Origin of the sequence: Buchnera aphidicola (Takecallis arundicolens) (genome assembly GCF_964058945.1) — a bacterium.
In the GTDB taxonomy this organism is placed as follows: Bacteria; Pseudomonadota; Gammaproteobacteria; order Enterobacterales; family Enterobacteriaceae; genus Buchnera_L; species Buchnera_L aphidicola_AH.
The window spans coordinates 392,852-417,819 of record NZ_OZ060369.1; the positions used below are offsets into that span (position 1 = coordinate 392,852).

Here is a 24,968-nt window from a genome sequence, read left to right on the forward strand (position 1 = left end):
ATCAATTTTATAATATACTAACTCCATACTCCATAGAAGATAATAAAAAATATTTTGCTATCGTTTGTGCAATATCAGAAAAAGTTTTACGATGACCTAAATAACTATTTTGCATAAATTTGTTATATAATAAAATTGGAACAAATTCTCTAGTATGATCCGTTCCTGGCCAAGTAGGATCACATCCATGATCTGCTGTAATAATTAATATATCTTCATCATGTAAAGCATGTAAAATGTTTGGCAATTGCCTATCAAAAAACTCTAAACCAGATGCATAACCAGAAACATCTCGTCTATGTCCCCAAATAGAATCAAAATCTACAAAATTCACAAAAACAATAGTATTATGTAAAGCATATTGTATTTGTTCAATAGTTTTATTAATTAGTGCAGTTAATCCAACTGCACGAATAGATTGTGTTATACCAACATTAGCAAAAATATCTGAAATTTTACCTAATGCAATAACATGACCATCTTTTTCTTGTATCAATTTTTGTAATATAGTTTTCTGATGAGGTGGTTTAGAAAAATCTTTCCTATTACCTGTACGAATAAAGTTTAATTTATGTTCTCCAAGAAATGGACGAGCAATAACTCTCGTAATATTGAAATTATATTTATCTAAAATAACTCTAATACCATGACATAATTCATATAAATTATTTAATCCAAAATATTTTTCGTGACAGGCAACTTGAAAAACAGAATCAGAAGATGTATAAAAAATTGGTTTTTTAGTCTGGATATGCAGTTCACCAAAATCGTTTAATATTTCCGTTCCTGAAGCTTGACAATTACCTAGGGTGCCAGACAATTTAAACTTTAAAATTATTTTATTTAATATATCAATAGGAAAACTATTTTTTTTATTTTTAAAATAATCCCAATGAAACAACACTGGTACTCCTGCTATTTCCCAATGCCCAGACGAAGTATCTTTTGCTGTAGAAATTTCACTTGCAAAACCATAATTACTGATAATATTAATGGGTTGTACAATACCAAGCGGAAAATGTCCTGTAATTTTATAATAAATTTTCCCTAAACCTAAAGACATTAAATTTGGAATATTTAAATTACCCAAACGATTATGATTTGCTTTTCCAAAATAACAATGTTCAGTAATGTGACCAAATGTATCTGCACCAACATCATTAAACTTATTAGCATCACAACTATGTCCTACACCAAAAGAATCTAATACTAAAATAAACACTCGTTTCATATAACAACCTAGTAATATTTTTTTAATAATAAAAATATTTATATGAACATCCTGTATAATCAATCTAATCATAAAAAATTTTATAAAAAAGAATGTGCACCACGATTATGTACTGTAAGATCTTGTACACCATTTAAATCGGTAAAATTACTTAAAATTTTTTTTTCAATACTATTTTTTAAAGTAACATTTGACATCGTACAACCATTACAACCGCCTAAAAACCGTATCATCACATATTTTTGGTCTGAAATATCAACTAAAATAATTTTACCACCATGCATACTTAACATAGGATTAATTTGATAATCAATAAAATGTTGTACTTGATTAAATAACGATTTTTTTTTTACATCACTATATACATTATTATTATTTGAAATAATTCGTTTTATAGCATTTGGAGCTAATAACATTAATTTTTGATTCGTATCATCACCAACTAAATCAATTTTAGAATCGTATAAATAAGGAGAAATTATTTTATTAATATAAATACTAAAACCGGTATATTTCAATTCAATATCTTTATTTAATACTTTTTGATATGTATCATAAGAAATTTTACATTCAGCATATTCAGTACCTGGATATTTAATTGAAATTCTTAAATAATTTTTTTTTTTTTGTTTTGATAATAAATACTTCAAATATTTTTGTGCTTTTTTAGTAATATTTATCATAAAATTATTATAATATTAATTAAAAAATACATGATATTAATATATTATCATAAATATATGATTACATAATATCTAAAAATATTTAATATAAAATAGAAATAATCTATACATATGTTTGATATAAATGTTTAAAAATATATGATATAATATCTGATGAATTTTTATTATCATAATTAAAACGGTAATTCTTCATCAAATTCCACATGTGACATATCTTCTTCTAAAAGTTTATTTTTTAAATTAACATCAACCTGATCATTAGTATTTAATGATGTCGAATGTGTAATATCATTATTATTTTTATCATTATTATCAACAGAATTTGCACGTCGATTACCTAACATTTGCATTCTACCGTTCATATTCACTATAATCTCTGTTGTATAACGATCAACTCCAGACTTATCAATCCATTTACGAGTTTGTAAAGATCCTTCTATGTATATCTGTGAACCTTTATATAAAAACTTATTTGCAATTTCTGCTAATTTACCAAATAACACAATTTTATGCCATTCAGTTTTTTCTTTAATTGAATTTGTATGTTTATCTTTCCAACTATCTGATGTTGCTAAAGTAATATTCGTTACTGCATTTCCATTAGACATGTAACGTATTTCAGGATTTTTTCCTAAATTACCAATTAAAATTACTTTATTAATACCTCTAGCCATTTTTCATTCCTTATAATAAAAACATTATCAATAAATATACAATATTAAAAAAAATAATATATATAATTTAAATTATCCTATTTATATAATTTAAAAATATAATGTAATTTTCAAAATAGCAAAAAAATTAACCAATAAACTAATATCAAAATTAAAAATTGTAAATTAAATACTAAATAAATGAAAAAATCTAATTTTTTTAAACAAAATGAAATTAATAAACATCCACCTTATTCCCTGGAAGCAGAACAATCTATATTAGGTGGACTCATGTTAGATAATACAAAATGGGATATTGTTGCAAATTATATTATTGCAGATGACTTTTTTAATACAGCACATAAAATCATTTTTCATGAAATGCAAAAATTAACTGACCAAAATTCTCCAATAGATTTAATTACTTTATCTGAATCACTAGAAAAAAAAAAAAAATTAATACAAGTAGGAAAATTCTCTTATTTATCTGAAATGATTAAAAATACTCCAAGTGCTGAAAATATTATTGCATATATTAATATAATAAAAGAATATGCAATATTACGTGAAATTATTACTATAGGAAATAAAATTGCTTATTTAGGGTATAATACAAATGGAAAAACTAGTTCAGAAATTTTAGACTATGTGGAATATAATGTATTAAATATAACTCAAAAACGATTAAATCAAGATAAAAATCCTAAAAATATACGCTTCATGCTCGATAAAACAATTAATGCAATAGAAAAATTACTGAATTCACCTAATAATAACATTACAGGATTAGATACAGGATATATAGACTTAAATAAAATGACATTAGGATTACAACCGTCAGATCTTATTATTATTGCAGCACGTCCTTCTATGGGTAAAACTACTTTATCAATGAATATTTGTGAAAATATTGCAATGCAGTATAACAAACCAATATTAATATTCAGTTTAGAAATGCCAGGCGAACAAATAATGATACGAATGTTATCATCTTTATCACGTGTATATCAACATAATATTCGTACTGGATTACTTACTGATGAAGATTGGTCTCGTATATCTAGCACTATTAATATTCTTTTAAAGAAAAACAACATATATATAGATGATTCATCCCAATTAACACCTAATGAAATACGCTCAAAAGCTAGGCAATTATATAAATCTAGAGGTTTAAGTTTAATTATGATTGATTATCTACAATTAATACACGTACCACATTTATCTACGCAACGTACACTAGAAATTGCTGAGATCTCTAGATCATTAAAATCTTTAGCTAAAGAATTAAAAATACCTATCATTGCTGTTTCACAATTAAATAGATCATTAGAACAAAGATCAGATAGAAAACCTATAAATTCAGATTTAAGAGAATCTGGTTCATTAGAGCAAGATGCAGATTTAATTATGTTTATTTATCGGGATGAATTATATAATGAAAACAGTGAATTCAAAGGTATTGCAGAAATTATTATTGGTAAACAAAGAAACGGTCCTAATGGCACAATAAAATTAATATTTAACGGTAATTTATGTCGATTTGACAATTATTACCAGTAATTTATAAATATCATGATCAAGGAATCCTTGCTATCTCATACCTACTATGTAATTAAATTCATGACATCATTATATACAAATCACGCATATTATATATTTATACCATAAAAAATAGAAAATAAAATTTTCATTTAATTAAATATTAAATTTATATAAAATAATATATACGATAAATATAATGATTGAGCGTACTAAGTGGAAATGACTTTACAAAATAATCTGTTAATTGCTATGCCGGGGATCAAAAATCCTTTTTTTAAAAAAACAGTAATATATATTTGTGAACATAATCAAGAAGGAGCAATGGGTATTATAATAAATAAACCATTAAAAAAATTAAAAATAGAAAATATTTTAGAACAGCTAAATATTAATCCATCGTCATGCTTATTCGGACCTAAAGTGAAAGATGCGGTAATTATGGGAGGTCCTCAAGCACAGGAGAGGGGATTTATATTACATTCTTCAAGAAAACCATTTTATTCTAGTATTTATATTTCTGAAAAAACTGTAATCACAACATCTAGAGATATTCTAGAATCTTTATCTATTTTAGAAGAACCAACGAATATATTAGTTGCTTTAGGATATTGTACATGGGATAAAAATCAATTAGAATATGAATTATTAAATAATTTTTGGTTAACCGCTTCTGTAAATCAATCAATATTATTTCACACACCAATTAAAAACAGATGGATTAAAGCATCAAAAATTTTAGGTATTGATATCTATCAATTATCCATTTACTTTGGACATGCATGAATCATGATTATATTATCATTCGATTTCGGTACAAAAAATATCGGTGTAGCTATTGGTCAAAATATTACATATACAGCACATGCATTAAACTGTATTCAAGTTAAAAAAGGTATTCCAGATTGGAAAAAAATTAACACTTTAATTACGTGTTGGATGCCAAAATTAATTGTTGTAGGATACCCATTAAATATGGATGGTTCTAAACAAAATTTTACTAAAAAAACTATTACTTTTGTAAAACTATTAAAAAAACGTTTTCTTATCGATGTGGAATTACATGATGAACGATTAACAACAATAGAATCAAAATCAATTTTATATATGCAAGGAGGATATAAAAAATTAAAAAAAAATTATATAGATTCTTTAGCAGCTGCACTAATATTAGAAAGTTGGTTTCAAAACAACAAAAAAATAAAATTATGACTTTAATTGATAGGAAATATCATGATTTTTATGCCTTCATTAAGTTTATATATTCATATACCATGGTGCATAAAAATATGCCCATATTGTGATTTTAATGCATATAAATTAAAAAAACATGACTCAAAAATACATTATATCCGACATCTACTAACAGATTTAAACAATCATAAAGATATTATTAAAAATCGAATTATAAAAACCATTTTCATAGGTGGAGGTACACCAAGCCTTCTTGATATTAATTTATTAAAATACTTATTAAATACAGTAAAAAAAAATATATCCTATAATAATAATATTGAAATTACTATAGAAATCAATCCAGAAACCATGACAATAGAAAAAATACTAGATTATATACAATGTGGAATTAATAGAATATCATTAGGTATACAAACTTTTAATCCAATCTTATTAAAATTACTCGGTCGTACACATTCTATAGAAAATACAATCCATTTACTATATGAAATAAAAAAATACACTGAACTAAATGTTAATATTGATCTAATGTATGGTATACCACAACAAACATTACAACATTGTTTATCTGATCTAGAACAAGCTATATTAATTAATCCAAATCATATTTCTTGGTACCAATTAAATATAGAAAAAAATACTATTTTTTATTATCAAAAACCACAATTACCGAAAGAATCTGAAATTTGGAAAATGTATAATCAGGGTAATAAATTATTGATACAAGCAAATTATAAACGATATGAAATATCCTCTTATGCTAAAAATAATAAAACATGTTTACATAATTTAAATTACTGGAAATTTGGTGATTATCTTGGTATCGGATGTGGTGCACATAGCAAAATAACAAAAAAAAATGGAGATATTGTACGAATTATAAAAAAAAATAGATTATATGAATATTGTAATAAAAATAAAATGTATATTTCAGACAATATAATAATTCCAGACCAAGAAAAACCAGGAGAATACTTTATGAATGTATGTCGATTATTCAAACCAATTAAAAAAACAGATTTTAATTTGTATACACAATTAAAATTAGATTATATAAAAAAAAAAATAAAAAAAGCAGTATTAAAAAAATACCTTATAGAAACACCAGAGTACTGGAATATTACGTTAAAAGGGAGAAATTTTTTAAATGATTTGATTATGTTATTTATATAAATAGACTGTATATTTCATTATGAAGTAAATTTATCTTGTACATTGAAAAATTAAATTAAAAATTTTTTTTTTCTTTAATACTGCTTTCTGCCCAAATTTAGTCATGTTAATAAAATACTTTAATATGTCAGAATGAAAATAATTTGATATATTTATGAAATTTTTTATTGTACGAATCATATTAATAATATATTGTTTATATAACATACAATCAGTTATAATATGTAATATTCCATTATAAACTATTTTTTTTGAAAGTAATATTATAAATGATTTTTGTAAAATACGTCTTTTATGATGACAAGTTTTTGGCCAAGGGTCAGGAAAAAATAATTGAATAACATTAATTGTATTATTTGGTATCATATATTGTAGTACCTCTAAAGCATCATGAGCAATAACTTTTAAATTATATATTCTCAGTTTAGAATCATGTATTTTCCTAATAACACCAGCAATACCAGGTAGGTATACTTCAATACCTAACACGTTATACGATTTATTCTGTAAAGCAGTATAAAATAAATTTTTTCCATTACCAAAACCAATTTCTAATATTATTGGAAGTTTTTTTTTTATAAAAATATCATTAAAATTAATAAATTTATTTTGAAAATTTATTCCAAAATGACACCAATATCTTTTTAATATGTAAATAATATTTTTATTAATATGACGTAAACGAGATTTAAAACTATGTGTTGTACGTAAAAAAACACCATTTTTATTATACTGTGGTGTAATAAAATTATTAGTTATAATATTTTTCATAATTTTTTATAAAATTCATATAATTAATTATAAATATTTTTATATTGTACGTTACAAATATACATGAATCAAAAATATAAGTATTTTAAAATATATGATATGGAAAATTGGAAATTTGCACAAATTATAGTAAATTGGCAACATCAATTTGGCCGAAATAATTTACCATGGCAAAAAAATAATGACGTATATTCAATATGGATATCGGAAATTATGTTACAACAAACACAAGTGAAAACAGTTGTACCATATTTTAAGAAATTTATTCATACATTCAATAACATTTATGATTTGTCAAAATCTGATTTAAACAAAATATTACACTTATGGAGCGGTTTAGGATACTATAATCGTGCACATAACATATATAAAACATCAAAAATTATAGTTGATAAATATAATGGATTTTTTCCAAAAAATGTTTATAATTTAACACAATTACCAGGTATTGGATTAACAACAGCACATGCAATTCTATCCCTTGCTTATAATTTCTCACTACCAATTCTAGATAGTAATGTAAAACGAATATTAACTCGATTCTATAATTTAAAAAAAAATAACATCAGTAATATAAAATATGAAAAAAAATTATGGAAAATAATAAAATTACTTATTCCCATTCATCATGCTAAAAAATTTAATCAAGGTATGATGGATTTAGGTTCTCTAATATGTTCTTACAAAAATCCAAAATGTACTATTTGCCCAATTAAAATATCGTGTAAATATACTAAATATAAATCACATACTGTAAAAAAAATACAAATTAATAACCTAAAAAAAAGAAAAAGACTTTTTTATATTGTACTACAGCATAAAAAATACATTTATCTAAAATATAGAAAAAAAAAAACAATATGGAAAAAAATGTTTTGTTTTCCTGAATTTTATAATTTACAAGATATGCAATGCTGGTTATCAAAAAAAAATATTCAAAAAATTTACCATGAAAAATATTATCATACAAACCATAAATTCAGTCATTTTGAACTTAAAATGATATTTATACATATTACTATAAAAAATACAAAATTCAAAAAAAATAAACATAATTTATGGTATAACATACAAGAAAAACAACACATTGGTATACCTAAACCAATATATAATATCTTAATTCAGATCACTAATCAATTCCATAAAAATGAAAAAATAATATGAAACTAATATTTTGTCAATATTTTAAAAAAGTTTTAGAAGGTTTTGAAGATCCATTTTATCCAGGATTAATAGGTAAAAAAATATTTCATAATATCTCTAAAAAAGCCTGGAATATATGGATGAAGGAACAAACAAAATTTATTAATGAAAATAATTTAAATATGCTAAATAATAACGATATTCAGAAGGTTGAAAAATACATGATGAATTTCTTATTTATTAAAAATTAATAATAAAACTGTTTCATTAATAAACAAGCATATTGTTCTAATTCTACTAATAATGCACATAATCTATGATTTGTACTATGTTTATCTAATAATTGTTTCAACATAATAAAATAATTACTTACTATATTTTCAGAAAATACTTGTATACAATGTATTTTCCATTTTTTTCTTTCCAATTGACTTAATAAAATTGGAAAATTACGCGCTCGTAATCGAAAAAACATCTCTTGTAACTTTTTATTTAAATCGAATTGTATATTATTCCAAGCACTAATTTTAATACTATGTATTTTATACATAGTGTTTTTTTCTTTTTGAGAAAAAAATGAATCATATATCTTTAAATCCACATTATTAGTAATATTACTATAAGTATATTTTTTAAAAAAATTATTCATTTTTTTTAAAAAATTATATTCTTTCTGTAAAATACATATCTTATTTAAGTATACATTCATGTTAATAAAAAATGTCAATAATTTTTTTTTAGTAAAAAAATCTAACGGAATAAGAATTGGACATTTGTTAATATTTAAAAAACCAACACCAAAACTATATAATTTCTGAATATTAATTTTATTAATATGTGTAACACGTACATAATTTATTAAAATATCAAGATCCATATATAAATCAAAAAATATTAAATTATTAGAATTACTCCAACATATTGGAACAATACAAGTAATATTATTTCGCATGGAACCAAGATAATTTGAAATATGAATTAAAGGAGTATAATTATGAATATTAATTAACTTCTTAATATTACTTTTTAACCTGTATTTAAAAAAAAAATTAAATAATGCTGGTTTTTTTTTTTTTATAAAACGCATTACTTCTATTGTTGCATATACATCAGATAAAGCATCATGTGCATTATGATTAATATTATTAGTCTTAGTTAAATCTTCCAATTTAAAACTAACAAAACCAAGTTTATTTTTAGGCCAAATAATATTATCTGGTGTCAATATATAACATGCTCTTACAAGACATATTAAATCCCATCGAGAATTATTATTTTTCCAACTCCAAGAATAAGGATCTAAAAAATTACGATAAAAAATATTTCTTGTTATTTCATCATCAAACTGAATATTATTATATCCTACAATACAAGTATTCCTAGTATTTAAAATACTAAATATTTTCTTAGAAAAAAAAAACTCATTTAATCCATTTTTTTTAGTGTACTGTGGTGTAATACCTGTTAATAGTACAGATTTAGGATCTGGTAAATAATCAATAGGAGGATAACAAAAAAAATGATGGTGTGGTTCAATAATATTTAAATCTACATCAGTACGTATACATGCAAATTGAGATGGCTTGTCTAAAGCAGGATGTAATCCAAAAGTTTCATAATCATAAAACAAAAAAGTAAAATTATTTTCTATTAAATTTTTCACAAAAGGTTACGCTATATAAATATTTTTAAGAAGTATATTTACCTCCTCCGACTGGGCTCGAACCAGTGACATACGGATTAACAGTCCGCCGTTCTACCAACTGAACTACAGAGGATTATATTAAGTTATATATTACCATGTAAAAATAATTTTGTCAAAAACTTTTAATTATACTATAATGATTATAGTAATAAAATATTCACAATGAATTTTATTGGCCCTTTAGCTCAGTGGTAGAGCACGCGACTCATAATCGCTTGGTCGCTGGTTCGAATCCAGCAAGGGCCACACATAAATAATAAAGTCATAATATTTAAACATAAGAGATACAAAAAATATGTATCAAGAAAATTTTATTAAATTCGCTTTAAAAAGACAAGCTTTACAATTTGGAAATTTTTATTTAAAATCAGGACGTTATAGTCCATATTTTTTTAATTCAAATTGTTTTTACAATGGTTCAGACATATTAAAAATAGGAGAAATGTATAGCGATATTATACAAAAGACTCAAATAAATTTTGATGTTATTTTTGGTTTAGCTTACAAAGGTATTCCAATAGCAACCGCTATAGCAATAGCATTAAAAAAAAAATATAACTTAAAAATACCATATTTCTTTAATAGAAAAGAACGAAAAACCTATAGTGATTCAGGTACTATCATTGGTACACAATATACTAAAAAAAATATTATTATTATTGATGACGTCATAACATCAGGTATGACAATTCAACAATCGAGCACAATTCTTAACTTTAAAGAAAATAATAATAATATTGCAGGAATATTTGTCTTATTTGATCGCCAAGAATTGTGTCTATCACACCTTCAGACTGCAGAAAACGAATTAATTAAACAATATGATTGTCCAATATTTTCTATTATTAATATTATAGACATTATTAAATATCTAAAAAAAAAAAATATTCATCAAGATTATCTAAAAATAATAATTAAATATTATCAGAAATATGGATCATTAAATGTAAATAATATATAAAATATTATTTATTACACACCAGAATGTCCAAAACCACTTTTATTTCTAGTAGTAAGTGGAAAATTAGACACCACATTAAAATTAGGTTTAATAATTGGAACGAATAATAACTGTGCAATTCTATCACCAGGTTTAATATAAAATTTTTTTAAACTCCGATTCCAAATTGAAATCATTAACTCACCTTGATAATCAGAATCAATTAATCCTATTGTATTACCCAAAATAATACCATAATTATGTCCTAAACCAGAACGTGGTACAATTATTGCAGTAATTAAAGGATTACTAATAAAAATAGCAAGACCAGAAGGTAATAATATAACTTGATTTGGATACACTGTAATATTTTTATATATCATCGCCTGTAAATCTAAAGCACTAGATCCTGATGTTTGATATTTTAAAAACGAAGTATCATATTCTAATCTTTTATCTAAAATTTTTATATCAACATTATACATAAAATATACTTCACTATAAATCAATGTTTTTATTAAAAAATATTTAATTTGAAGATGTATTATTTAATAATACATCTTTTTTTTTATTAAAAAATATTGTTCAAAAAATTACATATAAAAATAATATTTATTATAATATATTTTTTACATATTACTATTCAGGAATAATTTTCACCAATATATAACATGAAACATTTTTATACGGTTGAAATATAACAAAATATTTACCTATCGTACGAATTACACCTTCTGGAATAACTAATTCATTTTTATCTATATGTACACCTGATTTTACAATCGAATGTACAATGTCTTTTACTCCAATTGATCCAAATAATTGCCCTGTTTTACGAGACTTAGTACAAATAATAATTGGACTAATTTGTTTTATTTTTAAAATTCTTAATTGTGCATTTTTTATATCAATCTTTTCTTTTAATTGTATTTCCTGATTATGATACTTTAATTCTTGAATATTATGAATATTCGAAAATACAGCCATACCATATGGAACAAGATAATTTCTAGCATATCCCGATTTTACTTTTACAGTGTTACCAAATTTACCTAAACCTGGCATATCTTTTAATAAAATAATTTTCATATTTATTTACTTAAAATAATTAACGATGTTGATCTGTATAAGAAATTAAAGCAAGATACCTAGCACATTTAATTGCTCTAGATAATTGTTTTTGATATTTTGAACGAGTACCTGTAATACGGCTTGGGACAATTTTACTATTTTCTGTAATATAATGCTTTAATGTAGAAATATCTTTATAATCTATTCGAATGACATTATCCGCCGTAAAACGACAAAATTTTCTTCTTCGAAAATATCGAACCATTTCTATTTCCCCATATCTACTCAAAATTATTATAAAAATATCAATCATTTATAACATAAATTATTTTAATACCGGTTTCTCATCCTTTAATTTTAACATTGGTGATATAGTCTCAATTTTATGTTTTAAATGTAAAATTAAATTTCGGATTACATAATCATCAAAATGAAATTTATCTTTCAATTTATTCAGAATATGTAGTGACAATTCAACATTCATTAAAATATAATACGCTTTTCTTAATTTTTGAATAGAATAAGCTAATTGCCGTCTACCCCAATCTTCAAAACGATGTATTAAACCATTATTTTGTATAATAAATTGTTTATAATCATGAATAATCTTCATCAACTGCTCTGATGTTTGATCAGGATGTATCATAAGAACAATTTCATAATGACGCATGATATTACAAATCCTTTTAAAAACGATAACATATAAAAAATAGTATATATTATAATATCAAATATAAACTAATTTATTAATATATATATTAACAAAATTGACATAATTAATAAAAAATTTACATTATATAAATCATAATATACTAATAGTACCTATACAATAACATAAAAAAAATAAAGTTAACAAACGATATCAATAAATATAAAAAATTTATACATAATTTACATTAGATATATCACGTACTATAATCGTATCTAATCTATCTGGTCCAGTAGAAATAATATCAATAAAAATACCTTGCCCAATATAATTTTCAATGTAATTAATATATTTTTTTGCCAATATTGGTAATTTTGAAAATATAGTTATACCTTTAGTAGATTCTTGCCAACCAGGTAAAACTTTGTACACTGGTTTAAACTCATTCCAATTAAAATTTTCAAATGGATTTGTAATAATTTTATCAGTATATATATTTTTATAAGCAATACAAACCTTAATTTCTGATAATCCATCTAAAACATCTAATTTTGTTAAACATAGAGAAGAAATCGAATTTAACATTACCATTCTTGATAATAATACTAAATCTAACCAACCAGTTCTTCTTCTACGACCAGTTGTCGAACCAAATTCTTGACCTACTCTACATAAATAATCATTTGTTATATCTGTTAATTCAGTAGGAAATGGTCCAGAACCAACCCTAGTACAGTATGCTTTTATAATACCAATAACAGCATGCATTTGAGTTAAACGTGCTCCAGAACCAGTAAAAATACCACCAATAGTACTATTCGAAGAAGTAACATATGGAAATGTTCCATGATCTAAATCTAATAATGCACCCTGCGCTCCTTCAAATATAACTTTCTTATTATCAAGTTCTGCTTGTTTTAATATTAAAGATATATCTCGAATACGATTTTTAAAAACTTTTTTTAATAATAATAAATCTTCTAAAATAAAATCATAATTAACTGGATTAGATTTATAATAATTTACAAATTGAAAATTATAATAATGTACAATATTTTTTAATTTTTCTCGTAAAGTAGATTCATGATATAAATCACGAATTTGTAAACCAAACCGTGCAACTTTATCTTCATACGCAGGACCAATACCTTTTTTGGTTGTTCCAATACATTTTTTATCAAGTAATTTTTCTCTGAGAATGTCCATTTTCACATGATATGGCAAAATTAAAGGACAATTATGTGATATAAATAAACGACCATCCAGTGAAATACCTAAATTAGATAACATATTGATTTCATCAAGCAAACTTTGTGGAGAAATTACAACACCATTACCTAATAAACAAATAATATTAGTATGCAAGATCCCTGATGGAATCAAATGCAAAATAATTTTTTTATTATTTACAACTAAAGTATGTCCAGCATTATGTCCACCCTGATATCGAACCACATAACTTGCTGTACGTGTTAAAAAATCTACAATTTTCCCCTTACCTTCATCACCCCACTGCATTCCTAATATAACAATATTTTGATTCATAATATACCTTATATACTGAATGTAATTAAAAAATTGAATATTTCACTTATCAATATATTTATAATAAAAATAAAAAAATTGTATAAATTATACTTAATATAAAATAATTAACTTGCTATCCAATGCAACGTATTATTTAATAATTGGGAACCGTATGTTGTTAAAATAGATTCCGGATGAAATTGAAAACCACATACTTTATCTTGATTACTCCGTACCGCCATAACCATATCATTAAAAAAAGCATTAATAACTAAATTTTTTGGAATATTTTTACAAACCAAAGAATGATACCTTGCTACTAAAAATGGATTCGGTAAATCAGTAAACATATCCTTTTGGTCATGATATATATAAGATGTTTTACCATGTACAATAGTACCTGAATACTCCACAATACCTCCATAACATTCTACAATAGCTTGATGTCCTAAACAAATACCAATAATTGGAATTTTTCCTATTATTTCCTGTAGTAATTTTAATATACAACCAGAATTTTTAGGTTTCCCTGGTCCAGGCGATAATAAAACAATAGGTTTATTTAATCTAGATAAAGCTGATAAAATAATATGCAATGATACTGTATTACGGTAAATAATAACGTTATTTCCGTTTACCCTTAACTGATCAACAATGTTATACGTAAAAGAATCAAAATTATCCACTAAAAGAATATCTTTAGACATTCTATCATACATCCTTTTCATAATTTGACTGAATAATTGAATTTAATACAACTTGTGCTTTATTACGACTTTCATTAGCCTCATCAATTGGAATAGAATCTAAAACTATACCTGCTCCAGCTTGTATTGTAGCAATGTTATTTTCTACATAAGCAGATCTAATTATAATACATGTATCCAAAATACCTGATGCTGTAAAATAACCAATAGCTCCACCGTAACTTCCTCGTTTATTTTTTTCTACTTCATAAATTAATTGCATAGCACGAATTTTTGGTGCTCCAGTTAATGTACCCATATTCATGCAAGCAGAATATGCATGTAATGCATCTAAATCACTTTTTAAAATACCAACAACCTTTGAAACTAAATGCATTACATGCGAATATCGATCAACTTTAGTTAATTGAGCAACATATCTAGTACCTGGTACACATATTTTAGCCAAATCATTTCTTGCTAAATCAACTAACATTAGGTGTTCCGACAATTCTTTATGGTTAGTACGCATTTCTAACTCAATTCTACTATCAAAATCAAGATCAAAATTCCCAAAATTATCTAAACCCCTTGATCTAGTTCCAGCAATAGGATAAATTTCAATTTTACGATTAATTGGATTATATTTCAATGAACTTTCAGGAGATGCACCAAATAATGTAAAATCTTGATCCTGCATAAAAAACATATACGGACTAGGATTATTTAATTTCAAAACATGATATGCTGATAAAGGATATGGGCATAATAAAGAAAATTTTCTGGATGGAACTACTTGAAATATTTCACCTTTTCGTATATATACTTTCATTTTATTAACAATTTTTTGATATTCTATATCACTAAAATTTATTTCAATATTTGATTTAGGAATTTTATGTATAGGTATACTAATAGGATTGTTTTTCAAACGGGCACGAATATTAAATAATTCTTTAGTAATCCGTTGCTTTTCATGAATATCCTGATAAAATACATTACCTTGAATGGTACTTTTTTTATTTAAATGATCCGTAATTAATAATATTTCTGACAAATAAAAACAAAAATCTGGACATTTTTGAGTACTACTTACATTAGGTAACGTTTCCAGTATGTTAACTAAATCATATGAAAACAATCCACCAAAAAAAATTGAATCAAGATCTTTAGGATCTGATTTGATAGATGCAATAATCCATCTAAAAATATCAAATATGGATAATGCACGTAATTTCATATCTTCATCTAAATCAGATGTATTATATGGAAAAATAAGCTTTAACTGATTGTTACAAAAATTAATTTTTACTATTTTAGGAATAATTTTACAAATTTCATGTAATATAGTTTGACCATTTTTTGTTAAAGCATCAAGAATGACAACTTGATTATATGCAGTAATACGTATTGCTGCATTAATAATCATCATACTTCTTAATTGATATTTTTTATTTATTTCTGCAGATTCTAACAATAAAGTTGATTTTTTATTACCACAAATTTCATAAAAAGTTGCTGCTGGATCACTTCTATAAGGAACATCCATTGTAATATTTTGAAAATTATTTTTTTTATTTCTCTGATTCATTTTTGTATATCAATTTGATAATAAATCATTTTTATTTTTATATTATGTATAAATACTACATATTAATTTCCTTAATATATAACATTTTATGTATATAACAAAAATCATACTATGTAATGATAGTATCATGTAATATAAAAATATTTAAAATAAAAATAATATACTAAAAAATAAATTATTTTTATACAATATTTATACTTATTAAACAAAAGTATCATATTATGTTAATATATATTAAAATTTAACAATAATATAAATATATCCAATTTAATACTTTAGATGTTAATATATTTATATTATTATCAGATAAAATATGTAAATTATTCCAATTTTTTAACCACGTCATTTGTTTTTTTGCAAATTGCCGTGTTGAAATAATTGATCTATAAATCATATCATTATAACTAATATTATTTAAAAAATATAACCACATGTGACGATAACCAATACATTGTATTGCAGGTGATTTGATATTTAAATCACTTCGATAAAATAACTTCCGTACTTCATATTCAAAACCTTGATGTAACATATGATAAAAACGTATGGTAATTTGATGATATAAAAATTTTTTTTCTGGAATAAGAGCAAATTGTATTACTTTATACGGAAAAGAATTAGATACTGTTTTTTTTAATACACTCATTTTATTACCAGTTAATAAATATACTTCTAAAGCTCGCACAATTCGATGAATATCATTCGGGTGAATAATATTAGCAGATTCACGATCTACACAAGATAAATATTGATGCAAAAAAGTTTTACCACTAATCTGATGATAATATAAAAGTCTATTACGTAATTCTATATTTGCTGTTGGCAGTATTGATATACCATGTAGTAAAATATAATAATATAACATAGTACCACCAACTAATAATGGAATCTTATTCATATATAAAATTTCTTCAATAGCCTGAATAACATCACGACGAAAATCAAATACAGAATATAAATCGCTCGGATCCACTAAATTAATTAATCGATGTGGATGTTTTAACAATTCTATACTACTAGGTTTAGCGGTACCAATATCCATAGTTTTATAAATTAAAGCTGAATCAACACTAATCAATTCTACCGGAAGATATTTACGTAAATGCATTGCTAATCTTGATTTACCAGATGCGGTTGGACCCATTAAAAAAATAACAAATTTATTATTAAAATAATTAATCATATATAAAAATTATTTAGTATATTTATTATAGTAATTAATTAAACCCTGTGTTGAAACATCATAATGTAAGCTACATTTATCATGAATAAAATCACTATAAATACTCTGTGATATCTGTTTACCAAGTTCTACACCCCATTGGTCAAAACTAAATATATTAAATATCACACCTTGAGTAAATATTTTATGTTCATATAATGTAATTAATAAACCTAATGAATAAGGATCTATTTTTTTAAATAAAAGCGTGTTACTTGGACGATTACCCTCAAAAAATTTAAATTTTTCAATATATTGATCTTTTATACCATGTATACATGAAAGATTACTATTTTTTTTATGAAAAAAATTACCAAAAGCTAATGCATGCGTTTGAGCAAAAAAATTCGATAATAATACTGTATGGTGATTATATATAGGATTATGAGATAATATAGGAGCAATAAAATCACAAGGAATTAACTTTGTACCCTGATGCATTAATTGATAAAATGAATGTTGACCATTTGTTCCTACCGCACCCCAAATAATCGGACCAGTTTGCCAACATACTCTATTACCATTCTGATCAATATTTTTCCCATTAGATTCCATATTACTTTGTTGAATATATTCTGGAAAACGATGTAAATATTGATCATATGGTAAAATCGCTTCTGTTTCAGTATTAAAAAAATTATTATACCAAATACCTATTAAAGCAAGTAAAACAGGAATATTTTTATTAAAATCAGTTTGTTTAAAATGAACATCCATATCATATGCACCAGTTAATAACTGATCAAAATTTGTAAATCCAATTGATAACGCTATTGATAATCCCATTGCAGACCATATAGAATAACGTCCACCAACCCAATCCCATAATCGAAAAATATTATTTTTTGAAATACCAAAATTTTCTGCTTTTCTAACTGCTGTAGTAACCGCAAAAAAATGCTGATCCATATGCTCAATATTATCTGCCTTTTTTAAAAAATATGTTTTAATAGTTTTAGCATTTATCATAGTTTCTTGTGTAGTAAAAGTTTTAGATGAAATTAAAAATATTGTAGTTTCAAAATCAATTTTTTGTAATAACTGAAATAATTCTGTACTATCAATATTAGAAATAAAAAACATATTTAAATGATTTTTATATGCTTGTAAAGCATCTGTTACCATTTTTGGTCCTAAATCAGAACCACCAATACCAATATTTACAACATTAGTAATTCTTTTTCCTGAATATCCTTTCCACTTACCAGAAATTATTTGATCTGAAAAAATTTTAATTTTATCTAAAACAAAATTAATTTCCGGCATAATATCAAACCCGTTTAATATAATTTGATTATTCAATTTATTTCGTAAAGCAGTATGTAAAACTGGACGATTCTCAGTAATATTAATACTTATACCAGAAAACATTTTTTGAATTGCTTCATGTAAATGCATATCATGAGCTAAATTTAATAACAACCGTACTGTTTTATAAGTTATTCTATTTTTTGAGATATCAACTAATAATTTATCCTTAAATGAAAATGAAAGATGTTTAAAACGATCCTGGTCTGTATTAAATAAATCAGTTAAATGTACATTCTTAATATCTTGAAAATGATTTTTCAAATTTTTCCAAGCAAGGGTTTCAATAGGAGTAATATTTTTCATCATACAACAATCCTTTTTTATGTAATAAATTTTTTATATAAAATTGAAACTTGAAAAAAAAATTAATAAACCTTATATTATCAAATAAAGTAAAATATAAAATTATTAAATACAGAATTTAAAAAATATTTTTATTAAATATAACATTAACAATAAGGTAAATAATTATGCCATATAATTCTATCTCTTTTACTCCAATATTATCAAATAGTTTATTTTCTAATAGATTTAATCAAATTGATAAAATTTTTAGTACTTTAACAGGAGAAAAACCATTATCTAATATTCCTGATTATGATATTATTAAATGTAATGATAGAAAATACCTATTTGTACTTACTGTTCCAGGATATTTAGAAAATGAATTAAATATATCTATTGAAAATAATCAACTTAAAATATCTGGAACCAAACAAAAAAAAGAAAACCAACAAAACAAAAATATACAATATATACATAAAGGAATTAAAAATAATAACTTTGATATTCAATTTAATTTACAACATCCAATTAAAATAAATCAAGCTACTTTGGAAACAGGATTATTAAAAATAAAATTTGAATACGAAGTTCCAGAATCACAAAAGATAAAAAGAATTCATATACAAAAAATATAAAATAATGTATAAAAAATAAAAAATATTATTATTTCTGATATCATTGTTATTATATCAAAAAAAAAATTATAAGACGAATAATACATATATTATAATAACAATGATAAATAATAATAATTTAATATGGATTGATCTAGAAATGACTGGATTAAATCCAGAAAAACATCGAATCATAGAAATTAGCACAGTAATTACAAATTCAAATATTGAGATACTTGCAGTTGGTCCATGTATCCCAATAAAACAGAATAACTATACTTTATCATTAATGAATACATGGAACAAAAAAATACATAACAAAAATAATCTAATTCATAAAATTAAAAATAGTAAATGTAATGAAAAGCAAGCTGAACAAGAAATACTCAATTTTATAAAACAATGGGTACCAAATAAAAAATCACCTATGTGTGGTAATACAGTTAGTCAAGACAGGCGTTTCTTAATTAAATATATGCCAACTTTAGAATCATATTTTCATTACCGCCATATTGATGTTAGTACAATACAAGAATTATTGAAACGATGGCATCCAAATCTGATGAAAAAATTTAAAAAACATAGTAAACATATGGCATTATTTGATATATACAATTCTATTGACGAACTTATTTTTTATAAAAAAGTTTTTATAAAAAAAAATATAATTAAAAAAACAACTTAAATACTTGCAGTTTATTTAAATTATGTTATATACTATAATAGTAAGCGCAAAAAAATGAAATCTGCGGGAATAGCTCAGTTGGTAGAGCGCAACCTTGCCAAGGTTGAGGTCGCGAGTTCGAACCTCGTTTCCCGCTAAATAATTTCATTAAAAAATATGTAAATACAGAAAAAATGAAATGTATACAATAATACTATTAATTAAAAAAATCTCTTATTAAAACGTTCAATACGACCTCCATGAGACACATTTCTTTGTTTTCCAGTATAAAATGGATGACATTGCGAACATATGTCAATATGTAAAGTACTTATATTTAAAGTAGAAAATATATTAATAGTATTACCACAAGAGCAAGTAACCATAGTTTCTTCATATTTAGGATGAATATTTTTTTTCATATTTCCTCTTACTATACAACTACTATAAAAGCAGTAATATGTTAAATAATAGAATTATAATTATAAGCACAACAAACAGTTATAATTTAAAATATATAATATTTACTAATTATAAATTAGATAATATTTATAATTAAAAAACGCAAAAAATATTCAATTTTTTTCATCTTATATAAAAAAAAGAGATCTATTTATGACCACAATATTAAGTATTAGACTAAATAATAAAGTAGTAATTGGTGGAGACGGTCAAGCCACCTTAGGTAATACTATCATGAAAAGTAATGTTAATAAAGTAAGATCTCTTTATAACAATAAAGTTATTTCAGGATTTGCAGGAGGTACAGCAGATTCATTTACTTTATTTGAACTTTTTGAAAAAAAACTGGAAATGTATCAAGGACAATTAAAAAAATCAGCAATAGAACTTGCTAAAGATTGGCGTAGTGATCGTATACTCAGAAAATTAGAGGCAATATTAGCTGTTGCTGATAAAAATACATCATTAATTATTACAGGAAATGGAGATGTCATACAACCAGAACATGATATCATTGCTATTGGTTCCGGGGGAGCATATGCTCAAGCAGCTGCTTATGCATTATTAAAAAATTCTCAACTAGAAGCACGAAGTATTGTTAAAAAAGCATTAAACATTGCAGCAGATATTTGTATATATACAAATCATATATTTACTATTAAAGAATTACATTCAGAAAAATAAAAGGATTATTCTTATGCCAACTATCACTCCTCAAAAAATTGTCAAAGAACTTGATAAATTTATTGTTGGACAAAAAAAAGCAAAAAGAGCAGTAGCAGTAGCGTTAAGAAATCGTTGGAGAAGAATGCAATTACCACATAACTTACAAAATGAAATTACTCCAAAAAATATTCTTATGATAGGACCAACCGGTGTAGGAAAAACTGAAATTGCTCGTAGATTAGCAAAATTAGCTCATGCTCCGTTTATTAAAGTTGAAGCAACAAAATTTACAGAAGTAGGATATGTTGGAAAAGAAGTTGATTCAATAATTCGTGATTTAATTGAAACAGCAATTAAAATAATAAAAATTAAAAAAAATAAACAAAATAAATACCAAGCAAAAAAAATAGCAGAAAAAAAAATATTAGATATTCTTGTACCAACATTTCAAGAAAACAAAGAAAATAATACAACTACAAAACCAACAACAACTATTCAAATGTTCCATAAAAAACTTAAATCAGGAGAACTAGATAATAAAGAAATTGAAATCAATATCACTAATAACCCTATGGGTGTTGAAATTATGGCACCACCAGGTATGGAAGAATTAACAAGTCAATTACAATCGTTATTTAAAAATCTTAACAATAGAAAAAAAACAAAAAAAAAAGTAAAAATTAAAGATGCTATGAAATTATTATGTGAAGAAGAAGCAGCAAAATTATTAAATCTAGAAGAAATAAAAAACGAAGCTATTACATCAGTCGAACAGAATGGTATAGTTTTTATTGACGAACTAGATAAAATTTGTAAAAAAAGAGGTACAACAGGTCTTGATGTATCACGAGAAGGTGTACAAAGAGATTTATTACCATTAATTGAAGGATGTACAGTATCAACAAAATATGGCACAATAAAAACAGATCATATTCTATTTATTACATCCGGAGCATTTCAAGTATCAAGCCCATCAGATTTAATACCAGAATTACAAGGTAGATTACCTATTCGAGTAAATTTACATTCATTAAATATTCAAGATTTTGAAAAAATATTAACTGAACCAAAAACAGCACTAATTACACAATATATTGCATTAATGAAAACAGAAGGTGTAAATATTAAATTTACAAAAGATGGAATATATAAAATTGCAGAAGCGTCATGGAAAGTAAATACAGTTATGGAAAATATAGGTGCAAGACGATTATATACTGTATTAGAAAGGTTAATGGAAGATATTTCATTCATGGCAAATGAAACTAAAGATCAAGTTATTATAATAAATGCTGAATATGTCAGTAAACATTTAGATCAATTAATATTTAACGAAGACTTAAATCGATTTATATTATAAAATATAAATAAAGACCAGTATTAAAAAAGGTTCTGATATGACTCAATGGATCAATGCTAAAGTAATAAAAGTAAAAAAATGGACAGAAAGGTTATTTTCAATAATTTTAAATGCACCAATACAAGAATTTTATGCTGGACAATTTGCAAAACTTGCAATAAAAACCCCTGAGAATAAATATATCAAAAGAGTATATTCATACGTGAATGCTCCATATGATAAAAACTTAGAATTTTTTATAACACTCATACCTAATGGAGTTATGTCAAACCAATTATATCATTTAACCACAGGCGAAGAAATATTAATTTCTAAAACAGCATCAGGTTTCTTTACAATTAAAGAAATTCCAACATGTAACACACTCTGGATGATGGCAACTGGAACAGCTATAGGTCCATTCTGTTCAATTTTACAAGAGGGATCTGGATTAGAAAAATTTAAAAAAATTATCCTAATATACGCTGTAAAATATGCACATGAATTAGTATACCTACCATTAATAAAAAACCTACAAAAAAAATATAATAATAAATTATTGATACAAACAATTACTAGTCAAGAACAACATACAAACTCATTAACTGGTCGAATTCCTGCATTAATAAACCAACACATACTAGAGAAAACCGTGGGTTATGAAATCTGTCCAAAGACATCGCATATTATGTTATGCGGTAACCCAAATATGGTAAAAGATACACAATCTATACTAATAAAAAAACGTAACTTAAAAAAACATTTACGTAGAATATCAGGACACATTAGCAGTGAAAATTATTGGTAATGATATTTTTATTAAAATATTTATTAATATAATCGCATATTAACAATCCTGCATAGAAAACGTTAGTACTTCATTGATTTTATTAATATTACATATAATCATAATTATTCTATCTATTCCTAACGCAACACCTGAACAATAAGGCATATATTTATTATCTAATGCAGTTAAAAAACGCATATCAATTTCTATTTTTGGAATTTTTTCTCTTTCTCTATACATATTTTCTAGATCAAATCGTTTTTTTTGTTCTACAGAATTAACCAATTCACAAAATCCATTACCTAATTCTATACCTTTAAAAAATAATTCAAATCGATCAGAAATACGTAAATCAAACTTATTAATTCTAGCAAGCATGGCTTGATTTTCAGGATAATGATATACAAATATTGGATTTTTTAAACCTAAATTTGGTTGAATAACAATTAAAAATATTAAATTTAATAAATCAATAACAGTATTTTTTTTTTTTATTAAATGTTCATGATTAATTTTTTTTAACACACTATATGCTTCTTTCATACTAATATTCAGTGGATTAATAGATAATACTTCCATAAAAATATCTTTGTATGAAATACGTTCACAAGCCTGAAAATCAAAAATTAATTGCAACAACGATTCAATACTTTCCATCATATCAAACATATTATAATATGGTTGATACCATTCCAACATAGAAAATTCACAATTATGTAAATTACCAACTTCTTCATTACGAAAAACACGACAAATTTGATAAATAGAACCAATATCATAAGATAATAATCTTTTCATATGATATTCTGGACTAGTAATTAACCAATTATTTATATCAATATCATGAAAATTATTTCTATTATATACGATTTTAAACGGTACTAAATGATAATCTGTCACTGTATATTGTGTCATAATTGGTGTTTCTACTTCTAAAATATTTTTTTTTAAAAAAAAATTGCGAATACTAGATATAATACTTGCCCGTCTTGATAAAATAAAATTACATTTTTTAAACATTAATATTCTCAAAAAATAAACCTGTTTTTTTAA

General features: G+C 24.1%; 28 protein-coding genes and 3 tRNA genes. 14 read left to right on the top strand and 17 right to left on the bottom strand.

Going from position 1 to position 24,968, the window contains the following annotated elements:
• Positions 1–7: 7 nt before the first annotated feature.
• The 3 genes from AB4W50_RS01940 to ssb form a co-directional block, all read right to left on the bottom strand.
• Positions 8–1,231 carry a phosphopentomutase gene (locus AB4W50_RS01940; RefSeq protein ID WP_367677089.1) on the bottom strand — a complete coding sequence of 408 codons (1,224 nt, stop codon included), beginning with the start codon at positions 1,229–1,231 and terminating at the stop codon, positions 8–10.
• Positions 1,232–1,311: 80 nt separating this feature from the next.
• Entirely contained in the window at positions 1,312–1,914 is a 603-nt protein-coding gene (locus tag AB4W50_RS01945; RefSeq protein ID WP_367677090.1) for a NifU family protein, read from the bottom strand.
• A gap of 173 nt (positions 1,915–2,087) precedes the next feature.
• Positions 2,088–2,588 (bottom strand): single-stranded DNA-binding protein, encoded by a 501-nt coding sequence (gene ssb / locus AB4W50_RS01950; protein ID WP_367677091.1) that lies wholly within the window; start codon positions 2,586–2,588, stop codon positions 2,088–2,090.
• A gap of 180 nt (positions 2,589–2,768) precedes the next feature.
• Here ssb and dnaB point away from each other — a divergent pair, with 180 nt between their 5' ends.
• From dnaB to hemW, 4 genes are all read left to right on the top strand, one after another.
• The gene (dnaB, locus tag AB4W50_RS01955; RefSeq protein ID WP_367677092.1) at positions 2,769–4,130 is read left to right on the top strand and encodes a replicative DNA helicase; all 1,362 of its coding nucleotides are present in this window, start codon (positions 2,769–2,771) and stop codon (positions 4,128–4,130) included.
• A 201-nt stretch (positions 4,131–4,331) separates the two neighbouring features.
• Positions 4,332–4,895, top strand: a complete 564-nt coding sequence (locus AB4W50_RS01960) for a YqgE/AlgH family protein (protein ID WP_367677093.1) — start codon at positions 4,332–4,334, stop codon at positions 4,893–4,895.
• 3 nt (positions 4,896–4,898) lie between these two features.
• The gene (gene ruvX / locus AB4W50_RS01965) at positions 4,899–5,321 is read left to right on the top strand and encodes a Holliday junction resolvase RuvX (RefSeq protein WP_367677094.1); all 423 of its coding nucleotides are present in this window, start codon (positions 4,899–4,901) and stop codon (positions 5,319–5,321) included.
• A 21-nt stretch (positions 5,322–5,342) separates the two neighbouring features.
• Positions 5,343–6,479: a radical SAM family heme chaperone HemW gene (hemW, locus tag AB4W50_RS01970; RefSeq protein ID WP_367677095.1), complete on the top strand. Its 1,137-nt coding sequence runs from the start codon at positions 5,343–5,345 to the stop codon at positions 6,477–6,479.
• 30 nt (positions 6,480–6,509) lie between these two features.
• Here the strand turns inward: hemW and trmB are convergent, their stop codons facing one another.
• Entirely contained in the window at positions 6,510–7,250 is a 741-nt protein-coding gene (gene trmB / locus AB4W50_RS01975; RefSeq protein ID WP_367677096.1) for a tRNA (guanosine(46)-N7)-methyltransferase TrmB, read from the bottom strand.
• A gap of 99 nt (positions 7,251–7,349) precedes the next feature.
• Between trmB and AB4W50_RS01980 the strand changes: the two genes are divergently transcribed.
• Positions 7,350–8,414 (top strand): A/G-specific adenine glycosylase, encoded by a 1,065-nt coding sequence (locus AB4W50_RS01980; RefSeq protein ID WP_367677314.1) that lies wholly within the window; start codon positions 7,350–7,352, stop codon positions 8,412–8,414.
• Positions 8,411–8,644: an oxidative damage protection protein gene (locus AB4W50_RS01985; protein ID WP_367677097.1), complete on the top strand. Its 234-nt coding sequence runs from the start codon at positions 8,411–8,413 to the stop codon at positions 8,642–8,644. Before AB4W50_RS01980 ends, AB4W50_RS01985 begins: the two co-directional genes overlap by 4 nt.
• Here the strand turns inward: AB4W50_RS01985 and sbcB are convergent.
• Together sbcB and AB4W50_RS01995 are read right to left on the bottom strand one after the other, a co-directional pair.
• On the bottom strand, positions 8,641–10,056 hold the full coding sequence (sbcB, locus tag AB4W50_RS01990) for an exodeoxyribonuclease I (RefSeq protein ID WP_367677098.1): 1,416 nt from the start codon (positions 10,054–10,056) through the stop codon (positions 8,641–8,643). The two genes, AB4W50_RS01985 and sbcB, sit on opposite strands and share 4 nt — an antisense overlap.
• A gap of 42 nt (positions 10,057–10,098) precedes the next feature.
• Positions 10,099–10,171 (bottom strand) — tRNA-Asn (locus tag AB4W50_RS01995).
• A 101-nt stretch (positions 10,172–10,272) separates the two neighbouring features.
• Between AB4W50_RS01995 and AB4W50_RS02000 the strand changes: the two genes are divergently transcribed.
• Both AB4W50_RS02000 and pyrE read left to right on the top strand, forming a co-directional pair.
• Positions 10,273–10,344, top strand: a tRNA-Ile gene (locus AB4W50_RS02000).
• Positions 10,345–10,393: 49 nt separating this feature from the next.
• Positions 10,394–11,059: an orotate phosphoribosyltransferase gene (gene pyrE, locus AB4W50_RS02005; RefSeq protein ID WP_367677099.1), complete on the top strand. Its 666-nt coding sequence runs from the start codon at positions 10,394–10,396 to the stop codon at positions 11,057–11,059.
• Between the two features lie 11 nt (positions 11,060–11,070).
• On the opposite strand, the gene dut is transcribed toward pyrE, so the two are convergent.
• From dut to pgi, 9 genes are all read right to left on the bottom strand, one after another.
• Positions 11,071–11,523: a dUTP diphosphatase gene (dut, locus tag AB4W50_RS02010; RefSeq protein WP_367677100.1), complete on the bottom strand. Its 453-nt coding sequence runs from the start codon at positions 11,521–11,523 to the stop codon at positions 11,071–11,073.
• 154 nt (positions 11,524–11,677) lie between these two features.
• Entirely contained in the window at positions 11,678–12,127 is a 450-nt protein-coding gene (gene rplI, locus AB4W50_RS02015) for a 50S ribosomal protein L9 (RefSeq protein WP_367677101.1), read from the bottom strand.
• A 19-nt stretch (positions 12,128–12,146) separates the two neighbouring features.
• Positions 12,147–12,374 (bottom strand): 30S ribosomal protein S18, encoded by a 228-nt coding sequence (gene rpsR / locus AB4W50_RS02020; RefSeq protein ID WP_367677102.1) that lies wholly within the window; start codon positions 12,372–12,374, stop codon positions 12,147–12,149.
• 60 nt (positions 12,375–12,434) lie between these two features.
• A complete protein-coding gene (rpsF, locus tag AB4W50_RS02025; protein WP_367677103.1) occupies positions 12,435–12,779 on the bottom strand; it encodes a 30S ribosomal protein S6 in 345 nt (114 codons plus the stop codon).
• A 210-nt stretch (positions 12,780–12,989) separates the two neighbouring features.
• Positions 12,990–14,303, bottom strand: coding sequence for an adenylosuccinate synthase (locus AB4W50_RS02030; RefSeq protein ID WP_367677104.1), 1,314 nt, complete (start codon positions 14,301–14,303; stop codon positions 12,990–12,992).
• Positions 14,304–14,410: 107 nt separating this feature from the next.
• Positions 14,411–15,004: an aminodeoxychorismate/anthranilate synthase component II gene (locus AB4W50_RS02035; protein ID WP_367677105.1), complete on the bottom strand. Its 594-nt coding sequence runs from the start codon at positions 15,002–15,004 to the stop codon at positions 14,411–14,413.
• Entirely contained in the window at positions 14,997–16,562 is a 1,566-nt protein-coding gene (locus tag AB4W50_RS02040) for an anthranilate synthase component 1 (RefSeq protein ID WP_367677106.1), read from the bottom strand. The genes AB4W50_RS02035 and AB4W50_RS02040 overlap by 8 nt, the downstream gene beginning before the upstream one ends.
• Before the next feature lie 241 nt (positions 16,563–16,803).
• The gene (gene miaA / locus AB4W50_RS02045; protein WP_367677107.1) at positions 16,804–17,706 is read right to left on the bottom strand and encodes a tRNA (adenosine(37)-N6)-dimethylallyltransferase MiaA; all 903 of its coding nucleotides are present in this window, start codon (positions 17,704–17,706) and stop codon (positions 16,804–16,806) included.
• Positions 17,707–17,754: 48 nt separating this feature from the next.
• Positions 17,755–19,398 carry a glucose-6-phosphate isomerase gene (gene pgi, locus AB4W50_RS02050; protein ID WP_367677315.1) on the bottom strand — a complete coding sequence of 548 codons (1,644 nt, stop codon included), beginning with the start codon at positions 19,396–19,398 and terminating at the stop codon, positions 17,755–17,757.
• A 167-nt stretch (positions 19,399–19,565) separates the two neighbouring features.
• On the opposite strand from pgi, the gene AB4W50_RS02055 reads away from it, so the two are divergent.
• The 3 genes from AB4W50_RS02055 to AB4W50_RS02065 all read left to right on the top strand — a co-directional run bounded on the left by AB4W50_RS02055 (position 19,566) and on the right by AB4W50_RS02065 (position 20,815).
• Positions 19,566–20,015, top strand: a complete 450-nt coding sequence (locus AB4W50_RS02055; protein ID WP_367677108.1) for an Hsp20 family protein — start codon at positions 19,566–19,568, stop codon at positions 20,013–20,015.
• 100 nt (positions 20,016–20,115) lie between these two features.
• Positions 20,116–20,679: an oligoribonuclease gene (gene orn, locus AB4W50_RS02060; protein ID WP_367677109.1), complete on the top strand. Its 564-nt coding sequence runs from the start codon at positions 20,116–20,118 to the stop codon at positions 20,677–20,679.
• 63 nt (positions 20,680–20,742) lie between these two features.
• A tRNA-Gly gene (locus AB4W50_RS02065) sits at positions 20,743–20,815 on the top strand.
• Positions 20,816–20,879: 64 nt separating this feature from the next.
• Here AB4W50_RS02065 and rpmE read toward each other — a convergent pair.
• Complete coding sequence (rpmE, locus tag AB4W50_RS02070) at positions 20,880–21,080, bottom strand: 50S ribosomal protein L31 (protein ID WP_367677110.1); 201 nt, start codon at positions 21,078–21,080, stop codon at positions 20,880–20,882.
• A gap of 193 nt (positions 21,081–21,273) precedes the next feature.
• Between rpmE and hslV the strand changes: the two genes are divergently transcribed.
• The 3 genes from hslV to AB4W50_RS02085 are packed head-to-tail and all read left to right on the top strand — an operon-like array spanning position 21,274 to position 23,933.
• Entirely contained in the window at positions 21,274–21,804 is a 531-nt protein-coding gene (gene hslV / locus AB4W50_RS02075; protein WP_367677111.1) for an ATP-dependent protease subunit HslV, read from the top strand.
• A 13-nt stretch (positions 21,805–21,817) separates the two neighbouring features.
• Positions 21,818–23,146, top strand: a complete 1,329-nt coding sequence (gene hslU / locus AB4W50_RS02080; RefSeq protein WP_367677112.1) for an ATP-dependent protease ATPase subunit HslU — start codon at positions 21,818–21,820, stop codon at positions 23,144–23,146.
• 37 nt (positions 23,147–23,183) lie between these two features.
• Positions 23,184–23,933: an FAD-binding oxidoreductase gene (locus AB4W50_RS02085; protein WP_367677113.1), complete on the top strand. Its 750-nt coding sequence runs from the start codon at positions 23,184–23,186 to the stop codon at positions 23,931–23,933.
• Positions 23,934–23,972: 39 nt separating this feature from the next.
• Here the strand turns inward: AB4W50_RS02085 and epmA are convergent, their stop codons facing one another.
• Positions 23,973–24,935: an elongation factor P--(R)-beta-lysine ligase gene (epmA, locus tag AB4W50_RS02090; RefSeq protein WP_367677114.1), complete on the bottom strand. Its 963-nt coding sequence runs from the start codon at positions 24,933–24,935 to the stop codon at positions 23,973–23,975.
• Positions 24,936–24,968: the final 33 nt, after the last annotated feature.

Excerpts from the sequence above, each read along its gene's own strand:
- AB4W50_RS01945 (WP_367677090.1), bottom strand. The coding sequence starts at position 1,914 with ATGATAAATATTACTAAAAAAGCACAAAAATATTTGAAGTATTTATTA.
- rpsF (WP_367677103.1), bottom strand. The coding sequence starts at position 12,779 with ATGCGTCATTATGAAATTGTTCTTATGATACATCCTGATCAAACATCA.
- hslU (WP_367677112.1), top strand. The coding sequence starts at position 21,818 with ATGCCAACTATCACTCCTCAAAAAATTGTCAAAGAACTTGATAAATTT.
- rplI (WP_367677101.1), bottom strand. The coding sequence starts at position 12,127 with ATGAAAATTATTTTATTAAAAGATATGCCAGGTTTAGGTAAATTTGGT.
- trmB (WP_367677096.1), bottom strand. The coding sequence starts at position 7,250 with ATGAAAAATATTATAACTAATAATTTTATTACACCACAGTATAATAAA.
- hemW (WP_367677095.1), top strand. The coding sequence starts at position 5,343 with ATGATTTTTATGCCTTCATTAAGTTTATATATTCATATACCATGGTGC.
- AB4W50_RS02035 (WP_367677105.1), bottom strand. The coding sequence starts at position 15,004 with ATGTATGATAGAATGTCTAAAGATATTCTTTTAGTGGATAATTTTGAT.
- epmA (WP_367677114.1), bottom strand. The coding sequence starts at position 24,935 with ATGTTTAAAAAATGTAATTTTATTTTATCAAGACGGGCAAGTATTATA.
- pyrE (WP_367677099.1), top strand. The coding sequence starts at position 10,394 with ATGTATCAAGAAAATTTTATTAAATTCGCTTTAAAAAGACAAGCTTTA.
- hslV (WP_367677111.1), top strand. The coding sequence starts at position 21,274 with ATGACCACAATATTAAGTATTAGACTAAATAATAAAGTAGTAATTGGT.
- AB4W50_RS01940 (WP_367677089.1), bottom strand. The coding sequence starts at position 1,231 with ATGAAACGAGTGTTTATTTTAGTATTAGATTCTTTTGGTGTAGGACAT.
- AB4W50_RS02055 (WP_367677108.1), top strand. The coding sequence starts at position 19,566 with ATGCCATATAATTCTATCTCTTTTACTCCAATATTATCAAATAGTTTA.
- rpsR (WP_367677102.1), bottom strand. The coding sequence starts at position 12,374 with ATGGTTCGATATTTTCGAAGAAGAAAATTTTGTCGTTTTACGGCGGAT.
- orn (WP_367677109.1), top strand. The coding sequence starts at position 20,116 with ATGATAAATAATAATAATTTAATATGGATTGATCTAGAAATGACTGGA.
- AB4W50_RS02085 (WP_367677113.1), top strand. The coding sequence starts at position 23,184 with ATGACTCAATGGATCAATGCTAAAGTAATAAAAGTAAAAAAATGGACA.
- AB4W50_RS01980 (WP_367677314.1), top strand. The coding sequence starts at position 7,350 with ATGGAAAATTGGAAATTTGCACAAATTATAGTAAATTGGCAACATCAA.
- AB4W50_RS01960 (WP_367677093.1), top strand. The coding sequence starts at position 4,332 with ATGACTTTACAAAATAATCTGTTAATTGCTATGCCGGGGATCAAAAAT.
- miaA (WP_367677107.1), bottom strand. The coding sequence starts at position 17,706 with ATGGGTCCAACCGCATCTGGTAAATCAAGATTAGCAATGCATTTACGT.
- dut (WP_367677100.1), bottom strand. The coding sequence starts at position 11,523 with ATGTATAATGTTGATATAAAAATTTTAGATAAAAGATTAGAATATGAT.
- ruvX (WP_367677094.1), top strand. The coding sequence starts at position 4,899 with ATGATTATATTATCATTCGATTTCGGTACAAAAAATATCGGTGTAGCT.
- AB4W50_RS02030 (WP_367677104.1), bottom strand. The coding sequence starts at position 14,303 with ATGAATCAAAATATTGTTATATTAGGAATGCAGTGGGGTGATGAAGGT.
- dnaB (WP_367677092.1), top strand. The coding sequence starts at position 2,769 with ATGAAAAAATCTAATTTTTTTAAACAAAATGAAATTAATAAACATCCA.
- AB4W50_RS01985 (WP_367677097.1), top strand. The coding sequence starts at position 8,411 with ATGAAACTAATATTTTGTCAATATTTTAAAAAAGTTTTAGAAGGTTTT.
- rpmE (WP_367677110.1), bottom strand. The coding sequence starts at position 21,080 with ATGAAAAAAAATATTCATCCTAAATATGAAGAAACTATGGTTACTTGC.
- AB4W50_RS02040 (WP_367677106.1), bottom strand. The coding sequence starts at position 16,562 with ATGAATCAGAGAAATAAAAAAAATAATTTTCAAAATATTACAATGGAT.
- ssb (WP_367677091.1), bottom strand. The coding sequence starts at position 2,588 with ATGGCTAGAGGTATTAATAAAGTAATTTTAATTGGTAATTTAGGAAAA.
- pgi (WP_367677315.1), bottom strand. The coding sequence starts at position 19,398 with ATGAAAAATATTACTCCTATTGAAACCCTTGCTTGGAAAAATTTGAAA.